The sequence below is a fragment of the Parabacteroides sp. AF14-59 genome (genome assembly GCF_003479515.1).
Classification (GTDB): Bacteria; Bacteroidota; Bacteroidia; order Bacteroidales; family Tannerellaceae; genus Parabacteroides; species Parabacteroides faecis.
The window spans coordinates 10,365-25,714 of the sequence record NZ_QUHH01000008.1 but is presented as its reverse complement, the minus strand read 5'-3'; the positions used below and the strand labels follow the sequence as shown (position 1 = coordinate 25,714).

The following is a 15,350-nucleotide window of genomic DNA, read 5'->3' as shown; positions in this document are numbered from 1 at the left end:
TTAATTAATATATTAAATAACTAGCGGGGGTAAATCCATCTAACTGAATATTAAACGTACCGTCCTGTATCTTAACAGGCTGCCCGCAGGGAACACCTCTCAAATTCACAGGTTGTGCCACTCCGTCTTTCCGGATTGGCAAAGAGACTTCACAGAAACCACTTTCTCCGGTTTCTTCCCAAAGACGTAACAGTTTGCCTTCGCCATCCGGATTGTTACCGTAAGCAGTGACAAGTACCCCTTTGCGTGAGACTTTCACCCCTTCGTTCACCACAGGTAATTTACCGCCGGGACAGGTAGCAATACCTACTTGTAAGGGTAGCCGAGTTTCCCAAGCCGGAATAACCAGACCGGATGCATCGTCTGCACTTACCTGGTTCACCCATAAACGAACTTCCGTAGTCAGGTTGCCATGCCAGAAAGAGGTAAAGTTGGTATTCCAGCGATTGTTAAACAGGTTAAAATAGACATGTGACCGAGGGTTTTCATATTTATCCGCGAAGTGCATAAAATTTAGATCACCCAGTTGAAAAGCCGGAGCATCCAGTGCACAAATGCCGATCGAATACTCCTTATCCTTTATCATCAATCCCGAGTTCGACCAAATGTAATTGAATTGGCTACCTTCTATCAGATCTTTGGCCGGATCTATCACCGAACCCAGGCGACCGATACGGTATTCCGGTTCCACTGTCCGGAAAGGCAATGCAATCCATCCGGCTTCCGGCTCTTCGGTGGCCGGTTTGTTGACAACCGACAGTTTGATATCGATATAAGGCATATCTTCGTAAAGTGTCACCTTCAGACCAGCCGTATGCTTTTCCTCCCCTACCGAAGCCGGTGGAACAAGAATCGCCTGAATAGATGATTTATGATCTTCCACATACAACTCCATCCGACGCGCAGATTCATGTACTCCTTTTGTCCGATCGTCGAGATAAGAGCTCTTACCGGTGATCCGGTAATGTGAATTCTTATAACCGTCGTAAATATACTCTTTCAGATATTGCAGCGATTGTTTCTTGTCATAGCGTTCGTAAACGTATGAACCGAAACCGTCTTTGGCACGCGAATCGACCAGTTCACGGTTATTCACCTTATCCCAGATACTCTTTATACAACCGCGCGACTTGTCGAATGCTACTTTATACCACTGGTTTTCGATAAAACCCTCACGTTCATTTCCCTTCAATGTTGTTTTCTCTTCAGCCGGTCCTTCTTTAGTCAAAACAAATGTTTTATATCCGTTGGCCGGAATATCCTCTACATAGAATGTACCCAACCGTTTCGAATCAGCACCATATACTTTCAACTTATGAATGCGGTCAGAATCCACTTCTTTCACATACGCGTCCTGGATAGATCCTTGCGTCGGCAAAGCAAAATTCACTATACCACCACGCATCCAAGGCAGCGGATTGTATACCACGAAACGAAAGCCATCCTGCGCCACGTTCTCTGCCAGGGTATAAAGCTCGTTTTCCAGTTCCGGACGCAACACCTTTTCCGCATCCTCGATATAACCGATATGCTCTTCCCACGACTCTACCATGCGGGCATAATTGGGAGTCAACCCTGAAACATAGTTCTTATGCCATTCCTTACCCACCAATCCGGGGATGAAATGCTGATCCGCCAATCCCCAGGTATGTTCACCGTACATCAAACTCTTCTCGTAAACAGAAGCCAGATCCTCATCGATCTCATACGGAATAATGCCCCACTCCTTTCCTTGTGTATGCAAGGTTTCCAAAGCCGGTATCAACGGGCGTATCCGGCGAGCCTTTTGCGTGGCCTGCGGGTTTGACATCACACCATGTACCCAACTATCGGACATGTCTCCGCGTACCACCGGCAGTTCCGGATTCTCCGCCAAAATAGCATCCGCGAAATCAGACATCTTACCGATATGTATTTTAGCCTTCGGATACTTTTCCCTGATATGCGCAATCACTTTCTCCACCTCTTCAGCTGCAGGAGGTCCGGCATTGTCGCCTGCATGTACGAATGTCAGCCACGCCTTGTGCTCCCATCCATCAGGCGGGAATACACCGCCACCGTATCCTTCGGAAAACATCGTCAACACTCTTGAACCGTCCGGTCCTTCCCACCAGAACAGCTCGGGCACCTGTACCACCCGGTTAGTCGGGTTTGAGCCGAAATGGAAGAACTTAATCCCGGCATGATGCAGGATCGTCGGCAGTACCCAGGTATGTCCGGGTACATCCGTCATCTTCCCGTCGGTAGGAAGCGGCAGGTTATATCGGCGTGCCAAAGAGGAAGAATATCCCAGTCCACGTACCAGGTCTTCCACTTCAAGTGTTCCCGTATGTGTAGTGAAAGGGAGAGCATGCGTCACCAGGTTGCCATTTTTCAACGCCCGTTCAATGCGCAACCGGCGTTCGGGCGACTGTCTGTCCCACAACATTTGTTCCAAAGGCCAACCGGGAACGGTCCAGGCAAACTGAGTATCTTTCAACTTATCTGCATTCTTATCCATTACATCCATTGCTTTATCGATCATGGAAGTACGGTATTCATGCACAACATCACGTGCCAAGGCAGAATAGCCTATATCGAAATGGCTTTTGAATACCAGATAAAAGGTCATTTCCAGATTCGAGGTTTGTTCCAGCTCATCATTCTTATGTTTCTTATAATTATCTGCTTGTGCACAAAGCTGAGCGACAGATAAAGAAAACAGGCAAAGAAGTGCCATCGGTAATTTACATAATCTCATATACATACTTCTATTGTGTTTATTCACATACTTCATCAGACCTTTTCTCCCTCTTCCTTCATTTCAAAGAGGAGCTCGCCGCCTTGCAACACCTCTTCAAAGGTTATATACGTTCGGTTCAAACGCTGTCCATTCAGAAAGACCTTGTCCACATACATATTCTTTTCCGACAAACGAGTTGCTTTGATAACGAACTCTTTTCCCGAAGACAGCTTGATTGTCGCCTTTTCAAATAAAGGAGCTCCCAATTCATATTGTCCGGAAGCCGGATCCATCGGATAGAAACCTAACGAGCTAAAGACATACCAAGCACTCATTTGTCCGGTATCTTCGTTCCCGCAAATACCTTCCGGAGTATTATCATACAGGGTAGTCAACACTCGGTTGACATACTTCTGTGTCTTATCGGGACATCCCACCCGGTTATACATATAAATGGTATGGTGTCCCGGTTCATTGCCATGTGCATATTGTCCGATCAATCCGGAAATATCTCCGGAGATATTTTCCCCGCGCAATTCGGAAGACATGGTGAAAAGAGAATCCAGCCGGGCCTCCAATGCCTTTTTACCTCCTAGCAAAGTAGCTAAACCCTCCACATCATGAGGTACAAAAAAAGTCCACTGCCAGCCATTGCCCTCACAATAATCATCCCTACGATGAGAAGAAGCCAACGGATCGAAAGGCGTACGCCAACCACCATCCGCCAACCGTCCCCGGGCCAGTAATGTTCCGGAATCAATTACATTCCGATAGTTAAGTGAGCGATTTGCAAAGTAACCGGCCTCTTTATGTGCACCGATCGCTTCGGCAAAACGAGCCAAAGCATAATCATCGAACGCATACTCCAAAGTACGTGCCACCGACTCCATCTCCATATCACAGGGGACATAACCATATTTTTTATAATTTTCCAAGCCGACAAAATACCCCATGGAATAGCCGCACGTATCTTTCATTGCCGATGCGACCATTGCCTCCAGCGCCAATCGGGTATCGAAACCACGAATACCATTCAGATAAGCATTAGCTATCACCGGCAACGAATGAATCCCTGTCATTTGATAATTCTCAATACCCCACAACGTCCATATCGGTAATTGACCGGCATATTTGTAATGCTCCAGCAACGTCTTTACATAATCTTTCGCCACATCCGGGTTAAGCATAGCCAACAAAGGGCAAGCCGCCCGAAACGTATCCCAAAAGCCGATCACACCACCATAATAATCGAATCCATCGGTTTGATGTACCTGCCAATCCGGTCCCCTAAAACGATTATCTACATCCGATAATAAGAATGGGTATAACATGACATTGTGCAAAGAAGTATAAAAGAGTTCCTTCTTTTTCGGATCATCGGTTTCTATTTCTATCTGCCCCAACGTACGGCTCCAGGATTCAGATGCCGACAACCTCACCTCTTCAAATGTCTTGCCTTCGATTTCCGACTGCAGATTGGCAGCAGCCCCCTCCATACTCACCGAAGAAAGTGCTGTCCGGACTTCCAACTCGCTACGCTCGTTCTCAAAAGTAAGTAACGCCTTTACATTTCGTCCTTCAGCAGAAGAAACCTCCTTTATGCGTTGATCATCGACATACAGGGCACAAGCTTTGATAGGAGATGAAAACTTTGAATAGAAATAGACTTGCTGCCTGGGTGTCCAACCGTTCGAAAAACGGTAGCCGCGAATCGTACATGAGTCGACCCACTCGAACGCAGAGGCATACACCGTATCCACATCATGCTCGGTCTGTATAGTACAAGCACTTTCCGAACCATACTTCAAATCGACAACGACCGGTATTTCACCACCGGTATCATACCGATATCGTTGCAGTCCGCATCGACGGGAAGCTGTCAATTCCACCGTCAGTTGTCCGGCATACAAATTGACCGAATAATACCCCGGCTCCGCTTTTTCCTCTTGATGAGATAAAGCCGCCTGATATTGCTTGGAATACAACTCATTCTCTCCTTTCGGGTGATTCAAGGGTAATGGCATAAAAAGTATATCCAAAAAGTCAGCACATCCACCTCCACTTTTATGCAGATGGCTGAATCCTAAAACTGTCGGGTCCTGATAATGGTATCCGGCTCCATACGGGCGAGTATCCGCACCTATCTGCATCATTCCGAATGGCACAGAGGCAACAGGAGCAACCCTGCCCTCTGAAGCTGTACCAATCCATTTATTGACACAGCGGTTATTCGATTCTCCAACCTCCTTGCATCCTGTTGCCAACAGAACGTAAACGCTTCCACTAATCAGTAATAATATAAACTTTTTCACGTTTATCTACTTATTTATTCAACGAACCTCTACCTTTATTCTTCTATCAGGAACCAGGATACACCCTGCGCCTTTATAGAAACAGGCAATAGTAATTCACTTTGTTGGTTCAACGAGAAACTCTGTTTGTTTCCATCCGAAGCTGTGACTGTTGCTTTACCCTTCAAACCGGTGTAATAAAGAGGTAAACGCATCTCCTTCGTTATATCCCGGTCTGTCGGATTAAATACGACCACCATACCTTTATGCTTAATGAAAGGATTTACGTGCATCATGCAATCCAGATCGCGACCAGTCGGACGGCTGACGTGGATAATATCGGAAGTCAATATATCCCGGTATTCCTTAAACCAGTCGATACAACGGGATACCATCTGTTTGGTTTCCGGCGTATCATATAAACGATTTCCACGAATAGTCAGATGGCAACCGCTTCCCAAAAACTGCATTAATTGCGACTCATAACGATCCAGATTATCACAAAGAGGCTCCAACCCAACTCTTGGGTCATTCGTATAAAAACCAACCAACTGCAAAGTCATCCATCCCATTGTCGGGATCTTATGCCAGGTTCCGTCATAAATATACTGACGGCCTAATAACAATTGCTGTTGCGGGGTCAGGTTTGCACTTGCTTCCCGATATCCCATTCCTGTAGAACATTGTCCGTTCAGGAAATACCAATCCGGAATAGGAATATACATTCCCCTGCGCTGCAGTTCATGGATAACCTCTACTTGCGTTTTCCATTGTTGCCACTGAGAATCTTCCAAACAGGCATGGTAAGGATGTACAGTAGAAGCACAAGGGTCTCCATGATACGGACCATCCATATTATAAGTCATCAACCCCGTCTTATCAAAGAACTCCCACATTTTAGAATAATATGTATCTTTCCATTTGCTGGCAATACAAACACTCTGGCCGAAAAGGCTACCCGGTTTTCCTGTTTCCGGATGAATACAATCCACCTCTGCTCCCCGTCCGCGAGACGCCACCTGTAATTCATATCCTCCCATTACAATACCACGTTCTTTTGCATAGGAAGCAACCCTGCGCCATAATTGCACATAAGCAGAATCCAGATTATCATGACTGATGCCAGGCCAAGCCATAATGTCCAACTGTTCGAGTCCCAATTCGGCCATCTGGTCGATAAACCCTTTCAATTTCGTTTCATCATGTGAAGTAATACCTCCGGAGATCAAAGACTCGGTTGTCTGAGGAGCCAGCTTTTTATACATCCGCCGATGCCCGAGCGATTGCCGCTCACGATCATCACTATCCTGCAACAATTCGAAAGTGATATATGATTTGAACGGAACCTCTTTACTTACTTTCGTACAAGGCCCCATAGGAAGTTTGCTCAGTAATAAATTATGATGTGGGAATCCCAGGAACTTATCCTCTGCCTGATTATGACTGGCCCAGGTGTTATAGTCTTTATCGACTGTCCATTTTGTAGTAGAACTTCCCACATGATATGCCTTGGGAGTACCGGCATAGTGCATCAGGGCACTTCCTTCTATATCCGCATTGACCAATGCAAAAGAGAAATCACTTTCCACATGAATACGTTTCACCTGATCCTGATTGACAGCCAAGACTTCACATTCCATGTCATTCAACAAAACAGCTTCTTCCCCCTCATTGACCACCTCGATCCATTTGGCAATCAAAGGTAGTCCCTGGTAAATTTCATAGTTGACTTTCACCCTTATGTCTTTTACATCCACCATACTTTCGGTCGGGATGAAAGTCATTTCCATACGTACCCCCTTAGCCGGCCAATCTGTGGGAACGGCATTATATTTCGGAGTCCACGGATAACGTTTCAGCGGAAGACCGGTTTCCACCTTTTCAAGCGTAAATGCCAGATCGGAAGCTTCCATTTCCACATACCAGCTATCCAATAAATAAGATAATTCCGGCTGTCCTTTCAATCCGCCGACCTCATACCATACACTATCAATGCAAACACGTGCTTCCGGTTTTACCGCCCGTAAAAACTCTGCCTCATTCGAATGATTCTTATACCCGACGCAGGCTATATTTTCACCGACATAAAAAGTACGGGAGACTAAACCGTTATTCAACTGAAATTTAGATGTCAATCCATCTTCCGATTTCTGCACGAACAAACAGGCCGGCTCTTCTACCTGATTGATCAACCAATCCTTTTCCTGACGAACATCGGGTAGTTCAGTAACAATCTTCTTGCCCGCACTCGCCTGTTCCAGTTGTTGCACCAAGACACGGCGTTCGGCCAGGCGTTGCTTGCTTATCTCTTTTATCTTTTTATAATCCAATAGGAAATCGGATTCCGGATTGAACTTCCCGGTGGCAAAAGTGCTGTATCTTACTTCATATATTTCACCGTAAAAAGCCTCTTTTCCCTCTTCTGAAACAGCAATAGAAAAATGAGGAGCTATTGCCTTTGTAGGTTTGAATGTTCCGGTCTTTTTCCCGTTCATCCAAACGGTTCCTTTCCCCTCTTCCATCACCATCGCCAGATGTGTCCAGGCGTTAGGTAAAACCTCTCCGATTTCAACACGTCCCGAACCACCGGAAATCAAATACCAGTGTCCTCTCCTATGAACAAATACATATCCTTCCTTGGCAGTTCCATTGGAAAGCAATACCTGTGCCAGCTCTTTTTCCTTCTCACCCTGTTGAGTATCCAACCGGGGTTTTACCCATATTTCCAATACCTGATTTTCTGCCGGAGAACCGAACGCCCCTTCCAGTTTATATCCATCGCCGTTTCCATTAAATAAAATTCCCCCTTCGCCCTTCATCTTCTTGTCACCGGGAGCATCGGCATAGAAAACAGGCCGCCCTATCGCAAACAGTTCTCCTTTTCCGGTTACCGGTGTCAATTTCTCCGGTGCCACAGCATACGTGACATTGCCGGACTTTCCGAAATTATAATGTACAACTGGTTTTACTTTAGCCTCTGCAAACAGACATAGAGTTATCAACGCAGCCGCCATTGCCATCCTTTTCAAATTCATAGACATTTATATTTTTCCGATTAGAATTAAATTAACTTTCACTGTTCATTTATATAAAATACACTTCTTGTACCTAAAACATTTAGTCAAATAGAGTTAAAAAACAAAAAACAGGTAAAATAGTGCAAATATACAAGCAATCATCCCCATCCTAAATAGCAAAAAATTGCCTATTCTGTGGATTATTATTGTTTGTAAGCTTTCATCGATACATAAAAAAAGGAGTGTCTTTCGACACTCCCTTAATCCTACAAAGATTTAATCAATCAATTATGTTTATTATTTTAACGGATCAAAAGTACCGCCCCATTCTGCATTTTGCTCAATCTTGGAGTTACGGTCGATGACTTCCTTATGAATAGAATAGAACCAATGATTCAAATCCAGGTTGAACATGTATTGTTTATCCATATCAACACATTCTACATATTCGAAACGGAACAATTTACGGACTTCCGGATCATACATTTCCTTCGTCCAGTCGAAACCGGCTATATTACTCTGATCTTTTATCACCGGATATAAGCTGGCGCGATATTTAAGGTTGTTCAGAATATCATATCGTTTCCAACGGCGCAAATCAGCCCAACGTTTACCTTCATAGGCAAATTCTATAAAACGTTCATTAATGTAGGCTTCACGAATGTCGCTTTGAGATGTTGCAGTAATTCCGTAGTTACCCGTACTCGATTCAATACCAGCACGTTTACGAATATCATACAATACCTGCAATGCTTCACCACTCTTGCCCAATTCGTTTGCACACTCACCATAGTTCATCAAAACCTCTGCAAAACGAATTTCGATCCAGTCGATATCTGCATCATATACGGTAGCTTGCGTCAAATCCGGATCCAAACCTTTTTTCTGATAGTAACCGGAAGAATTACCGCCAATACCTTTATTCAACTGATCTTGTATCAAAGTCACATATTTATAACCCGTCGACGATCCCTCATCTGCCATTAGTTTCCATGCATTCCAATACTTCATATCGTCAGTCAATACATCACTACATGGATATTCCGTTCCCGGACAGAATATTGTCGCATAAAAACGAGGATCACGATTCATATAGAAATCGGTCATAAACTGCTCATTGTAAGTTGGATCATTAGCCAAACGATTCACATCCAATTCCAATTTGGAACCATCCTCTCTCGGAAATGCCATTAGAAGCGGAAATATTGCCTGGTTATCATTTGCACCGTCTTTTGTCAACGGTTCAGGACGAATATTTTTTTGATCCAGTTTATGGTCCGGATAAATGTACTGGTTCACCATAACTACCTCACGATTCTGTTCATCATACCAAATATCTGCAAAGTCGCCTTCATATAAACCTTTACCTACACTTTGTAAAAAGTCCACAGCCGCTTTATTTGCACTATAGGCAGTCTCCCAACGGGACTGGTCGCTGTTCGGATTAAACAACGGACTGGCATATTGTAACAACATACGACCTTTAAAAGCCATGGCGCAGCCTTTGTCGATACGTCCATAATCTTTTCCTTCCCACGTATCAGGGAGAGAGGCGATTGCTTCATCCAAATCTTTCACGATCTGTTCCACGCATTCGGAGGTACTGTTTCGAGTGACAAACAAAGAGGGAACATCTGTCACATCTTGAAAATGAAGAATCAATGGAACACCACCTACTGAAAAGATTTTTCCCCAATAATCCCATGCCCTCCAGAAAAGAGCCTGACCTCTTAACGGTTTCTTTTCTTCATCTGTTAAAACAGTCACTGTTTCCAACTGATCCAAGAAGAAGTTAATACGATCTATATTCCCATAATCCAACTTTTGTCCGCAATTATCAATCGTGATCTGTCCTCTGACATATTCACTCATGCTAGTAGGACCATTCATCCCCTCATCCGTATTGTTGGCACTAACAGGCCATCCCGGCAACATTCTGCCGTAAATATCGGTCAGGAATGAACTGATCATTGTTTTATCTTTCCAGACATTATCCGGAGTTATCGTTCCTGAATTTTCATAGTCCAAACTACAACTGCATAGGATAGCAAGGGCTAAACTGCATATAATATTTTTTCGTTTCATACTTAACAAAGCTTTTTAGTTAGAATTTCACATCGACACCAAAGTTCCATGACCGTAAAATCGGGAAAGCATTTCCATTTCCAATTTCCGGATCATAATAATTCTTATTAAAGCTACTTAATACGAATAAATTTGTTCCGGTAACAAACAAACGGACATTATCAAAAATCTTATTATAGAATTGTCCCTTAGGCAAATCATAGCTTACCGTCAGATATTTCAGACGCATAAAACTAGCATCTTTCAACCAGTAGCTGGAATTTGTCTGATATGTTTTCGAGTTGTTGTTACCGATACGTTTCGGCAATGTAGCATTTGGAGTTTCCGGTGTCCAGCTATCATAATACCATTGGTTCCACATACGGTTCCATTCTACGCCACCAGCCAAATCAGACATCCATTTCTTTTCGCCCAATCTTCCGGAGAACATCATATCGATATTTAAACCTTTCCAGCCGCCACCCAGATTCAAACCATAAATAACAGGGAAGTTACTGTCTTTTAATATTACCCGGTCCCAATCGTTTATTACGCCGTCGGGAGTTCCGTCAGGCCCACTGAAATCCTTAAATACCATCATACCCAATTCCGGAGATAAACCGTTGTGTTTGTAATTCGGATTAGCTGCTTTAAACGCATCCAGTTCTTCCTGAGTACGGATGATCTTATCAAATTCCCAACCTGTTATATAAGAAGTTGATTTACCTTCTGCGATATCGATCCATTGCGCATTTTCCGCATGGTCTTTTTTAATTACTTTGTTCCAACCATACGACATCGTCAAGTTTGCGAAATAAGAGAAATCTCTACTTTGTCCGCGATAACCCAATTGGAAATCGACACCTTGTGCATGAACCTCTCCATAATTTTCTGCCGGCATGGACAAACTAAATGTCGATGGTAATGTATTAGTACGGCTACCCAAAATATCATAAGAATTACGGTACCAGTAATCAGCAGACATATTCCAATGGTTCAGGAAGTTCATATCCACTCCGACATTATAACTCAATGATTTTTCCCAAGTCAGATTCGGGTTGACCACACTACCATAAGTTATACCAACCGATTTCACAGGGCTTTTACCCAAATAAGCAGAATTACCTGAGCTATAAGACTCTTGCCACTGCCATCCACCAACGGAATCGTTACCGGTCAAACCGACAGAACCACGTAATTTCAAGAACTGAATGGCACTTCTATTAAAGAAACCTTCTTCTGAAATAACCCAACCGAGAGACCCTGCCGGGAAAAATCCCCAACGCTGCTCCGGAGCAAAATTCATAGAACCGTCTTCACGGAAAGAGAAAGTTGCCAAATACTTATCAGCATACGAATAACTGAACTGTCCGATATAAGACATACGACCACTGATCCAGTCGGTATCACCATTTCCCCAAGTATCCGCACGGGCACTACTTGCTGCCCAGAACTGGTCGGTTGTATATACCGGGAAAGTTTCACGTCCGCCTGTAACACCAGCACCACCACCTTCGTACCATTCCGTTACGAATGCTGCCGATACACGATGTACGCCTTTAAATACATTTTCATAATTCAACTGGAAGTTAAACTGTTTGTCATCACTCCAACTGGATTTACGCTCAATATAATCCTTACCGACCCATGTCGACTTTCTTGTACTTATGATGTCATTATCATTTGTCGACATAATGCGATTATTCGTACCACTTTTTTTCATGGTCACCAAATCATAGTTGATATAAAATTTCTTGTTGACATCGTTCGTCCAACTTCTGCTATAAGAAACTTTTGCGCTTAAACCTTTCAAGAATGGCATCTTATAAGTTGCACTGATAACAGCTTGAGGTTTCAACATCTGTGATTTGTTATAACCACCCCTACCATCGACAGCAGCTCCCATATTGGCAATCCAGCCATAATCGATATATTGTCCGTTATCCGTATAAACAGGTTGGTCCGGTTGCCAGACTCTCAGTTTACTATAATTGGATCCAGCATCTTCGAAAACAGCGTTTCCTGTGAAGTTATTGTAAATAGCCAAACCGGCAAAGACCTCTAAGTCTTTTGTAATATCGGCTGTTACATTCATACGAATGTTATATTTATCATATGTCAACGGCTTCAAAAAGCCCTCTTGTTTCACATAAGAAGCAGCCCCGAAATAGCGAACCCGATCACTACCGCCATTTACACTCAGGTTATGTGTTTGAGTTGTCGGATTCCTCCATACTGTTTCCAACTGGTCATACCCCCAACCACCATTTATCGTTTTAAAATGATCAATTTCATCCTGCGACCAGGCCCAGCCTGCAGGATCGGCAGAACCATTGATGCGGGTGTACATTTCACCTGCCTGAACAGCACTTGTCAACTCTGAATTCTTTGTACGGGAATCCGTACTAAATCCATACGAATAATTAAACGTCGGTTTTCCCCGATTACCTTTTTTAGTCGTAACAATTATTACACCACCGGCAGAACGGGAACCATAAATAGCAGCAGAGGCAGCATCCTTTAATACAGAGACATCCTCGATTTCATTCGGACTCAAATTATTAAAATCACCACCACCACGAACAACACCATCGATCACATAAGTAACATTCTCTGCGTTCCAGGAAGCACCTGTACGAATGGAGATACTAGGTGCAGCACCAGGAAGAGCACTCGGCGTACTCACATTCACACCAGCTAATTTACCGACCAAAATATTTCCGGCAGAAGTAGTAGGAAGCGCTTTCACATTCTCATCCACCTTCATGGAAGATACCGCACCTGTCACCAGTCCTTTTTTCTGCGTCATGTAACCGACAACTATCACTTCATCCAACAACTCCGTATCACTAGCTAACGTAATATTGAATGCTTTTTTCCCCTTTACCGGTACTTCCAGATTCTTAAAACCTACATACGATATCAATAACGTCGCATTATCATCCACATTTAAAGAAAATTTACCGTAGATATCCGAAATCGTACCATTATCCCTGGTACCTTTCTCTAAAATATTAGCGCCGATCACCGGTTCGCCATTCGGATCATAAATAGTACCGGTAACGATCTTTTTATCCTGATCGACCGCCGTTGTAATAAAAGTGGTTTCTTTCGGTTTATAAATAGATATTGTTTTATTTTCAATATCATATTTCACCTCCATGCCTTCAAAAACGGAGGCCAGTACCTGATTTAAGGTTTTATCCGTTGCATTGACCGTAACTTTTTGCTTAATATTTATATCATTGTTACGGACCAGGATAGAATATCCCGTTTGTCGTTCTATATCATCAAGAACTTTACTGATAGGTACATTTTGATGATGTACTGTAATTTTTATACTTTGCAATGCTGCATTAGCATACACAGAAGCAGAGATTACACTCATCGCCAAAAATAAGCCCAATTGTTTGATTGAAAAATACTTTATTTTCATACTTTTGTAACGATTTTGTTAGTTAACAACTAATTAATTCAAAAAATCATCTAATGAATCGGAGAGAAGTGCCAACCATCTCCGATTCTTTTTTTATCCGGTTCTTTCCATAAGTTCTCTTTTTTAAGTTAAACATTCTATTTCACTCGCAGTTTTATTTATCTCTTAATGTGATGACAGCTCCACTCTGTTCAAAACGATACTTCTTGTCCACATCTATAAAATTAAACACTTCCTGAAGCGACATATTCAGATCGATACTTCCTGAAAAATATTCATTCGTCACTTTTTGGCTATCCACATGGATCTTTATATTGTATTTCCGTTCTATATCCTTCAATATATCCAGGAAAGATGCATTCACAAAACTCAATCTGCCCGTCGTCCACAATGCTGATTTATAGGAATCGGCAGTCTCACTGTACAAGTCTCCGGTATTGCGGTTGTAAATAGCTTTCTCATCCGGTTTCAAACGAACATACTTATTATTGGCAAAGACATCGACTCCTCCTTCGATCAGGGATACTTCTGTCGATTGGTCTTCCAGATAGTAACGGAGATTAAATTCCGTACCTGTAACTTTCACCGTCATATCCCCGGCATATACCTGAAATGCTTTTTCTTTATCTTTTGCCACCTCAAAATATCCTTCTCCCACCAGATATACATTTCGTTCTTTTTTTCCATAAGATAACGGATACTTTAACACGGAACCGGAGTTAAGGACTACTGTGGAACCATCCGGTAAAAGAACTTTTGTTTGTGAGCCCAAAGGGACCGTTGTCTCATTATATAACTGGTCACCCGATTTATCCAACTCATTATATGTAAAAATCGAACCGACAGATACAGTTACCATTAATAAAAGGACAGCAGCAATATTCCGGGCATAAACGAACCACCTACGCCGGGATATTCCCAAGGTTGTCAAATGCAATCTTTCTTTCAGATGAACATATCCGGCCTTTTTCCTGGATTCAAAAGCAGGAATATGGAGCAAAGCATACAGCTTGACCATCTCATGGTATTGTTTCCGATATAAATCCGACTCTTCTATTAAAGCAAACAAAGAGATCTTTTCTCCGTCTGTTATCGAGCCTGAAATATATTTATCCATTAATTCCTCAAATAGTATATTTTTATCTTGCATACTGCTATATTTTCTGTCTGTTTATAATTAATACACATCCCAATCGAAAAACATTTAGATGAAATCATCTTTTTTCAAGATTAGTGAAATAAATATTTAGTAAATAAAAAAGAGAAGAAGATGTTTAAGGGCTTGCTTCAAACGGTCGGTCGCATTTTTGAGCTGAACACGTACTGTACTAACAGTCAGTCCCATATCCTCTGCAATTACATCAGCAGCCTTTCCGGCATAAAAATATTCTTCAAAAACTTTCCGGCATTTTAAAGGTAATTGGTTCACAGCCAAACGGATCTCCTCTTCTGTCTGCCGCATTTCCACATACTGTAACGGGGCGGGAGTCGATTGAATATAAGATTCCTGGTGAGCCAGTAACTGATCTTTGTGAATATCCAGCATATTCTGCTGGCTTCTCTGCGAACGAATGTAATTAAGACATCCATTCTGTACGGAACGAACTAAATAATAATGAATTGGATACGCTAAGGTTTCCCTTTTAAACCAGACATTTATAAAAACATCATCTACAATTTCAGAACAAAGATCTTTGTCCAATAAGTAATATAGGGCAATTGCATTCAGGTAACTATAATAGTAGCAATATAACTCAGAAAAAGCCTTTTCAGAACCATCTCTGATCTGTTTTATGATCTCTTCATTTATATGGTTTGTA

7 protein-coding genes are annotated in these 15,350 nt (G+C 42.6%); all 7 read right to left on the bottom strand.

Annotated elements, in window-relative coordinates:
* Window positions 1-4: 4 nt before the first annotated feature.
* Window positions 5-2,740, bottom strand: coding sequence for a glycoside hydrolase family 38 C-terminal domain-containing protein (locus DWW23_RS10795; RefSeq protein ID WP_158583174.1), 2,736 nt, complete (start codon window positions 2,738-2,740; stop codon window positions 5-7).
* A 35-nt stretch (window positions 2,741-2,775) separates the two neighbouring features.
* A complete protein-coding gene (locus DWW23_RS10790) occupies window positions 2,776-5,034 on the bottom strand; it encodes a GH92 family glycosyl hydrolase (protein ID WP_233564310.1) in 2,259 nt (752 codons plus the stop codon).
* Window positions 5,035-5,069: 35 nt separating this feature from the next.
* Entirely contained in the window at window positions 5,070-8,048 is a 2,979-nt protein-coding gene (locus tag DWW23_RS10785; RefSeq protein WP_122353292.1) for a LamG-like jellyroll fold domain-containing protein, read from the bottom strand.
* Window positions 8,049-8,327: 279 nt separating this feature from the next.
* On the bottom strand, window positions 8,328-10,115 hold the full coding sequence (locus DWW23_RS10780; RefSeq protein ID WP_122353291.1) for a RagB/SusD family nutrient uptake outer membrane protein: 1,788 nt from the start codon (window positions 10,113-10,115) through the stop codon (window positions 8,328-8,330).
* Between the two features lie 19 nt (window positions 10,116-10,134).
* Window positions 10,135-13,530, bottom strand: coding sequence for a TonB-dependent receptor (locus DWW23_RS10775; protein WP_122353290.1), 3,396 nt, complete (start codon window positions 13,528-13,530; stop codon window positions 10,135-10,137).
* 154 nt (window positions 13,531-13,684) lie between these two features.
* Window positions 13,685-14,680, bottom strand: a complete 996-nt coding sequence (locus DWW23_RS10770; RefSeq protein ID WP_122353289.1) for a FecR family protein — start codon at window positions 14,678-14,680, stop codon at window positions 13,685-13,687.
* 96 nt (window positions 14,681-14,776) lie between these two features.
* A partial coding sequence (locus DWW23_RS10765; protein ID WP_122353421.1) for an RNA polymerase sigma-70 factor occupies window positions 14,777-15,350 on the bottom strand: 574 nt, incomplete at its 5' end.

What these genes read in the sequence shown, in the direction of transcription:
- DWW23_RS10795 (WP_158583174.1), bottom strand. Translation starts at nt 2,740, where the DNA reads ATGAGATTATGTAAATTACCGATGGCACTTCTTTGCCTGTTTTCTTTA.
- DWW23_RS10785 (WP_122353292.1), bottom strand. Translation starts at nt 8,048, where the DNA reads ATGAATTTGAAAAGGATGGCAATGGCGGCTGCGTTGATAACTCTATGT.
- DWW23_RS10780 (WP_122353291.1), bottom strand. Translation starts at nt 10,115, where the DNA reads ATGAAACGAAAAAATATTATATGCAGTTTAGCCCTTGCTATCCTATGC.
- DWW23_RS10775 (WP_122353290.1), bottom strand. Translation starts at nt 13,530, where the DNA reads ATGAAAATAAAGTATTTTTCAATCAAACAATTGGGCTTATTTTTGGCG.
- DWW23_RS10770 (WP_122353289.1), bottom strand. Translation starts at nt 14,680, where the DNA reads ATGCAAGATAAAAATATACTATTTGAGGAATTAATGGATAAATATATT.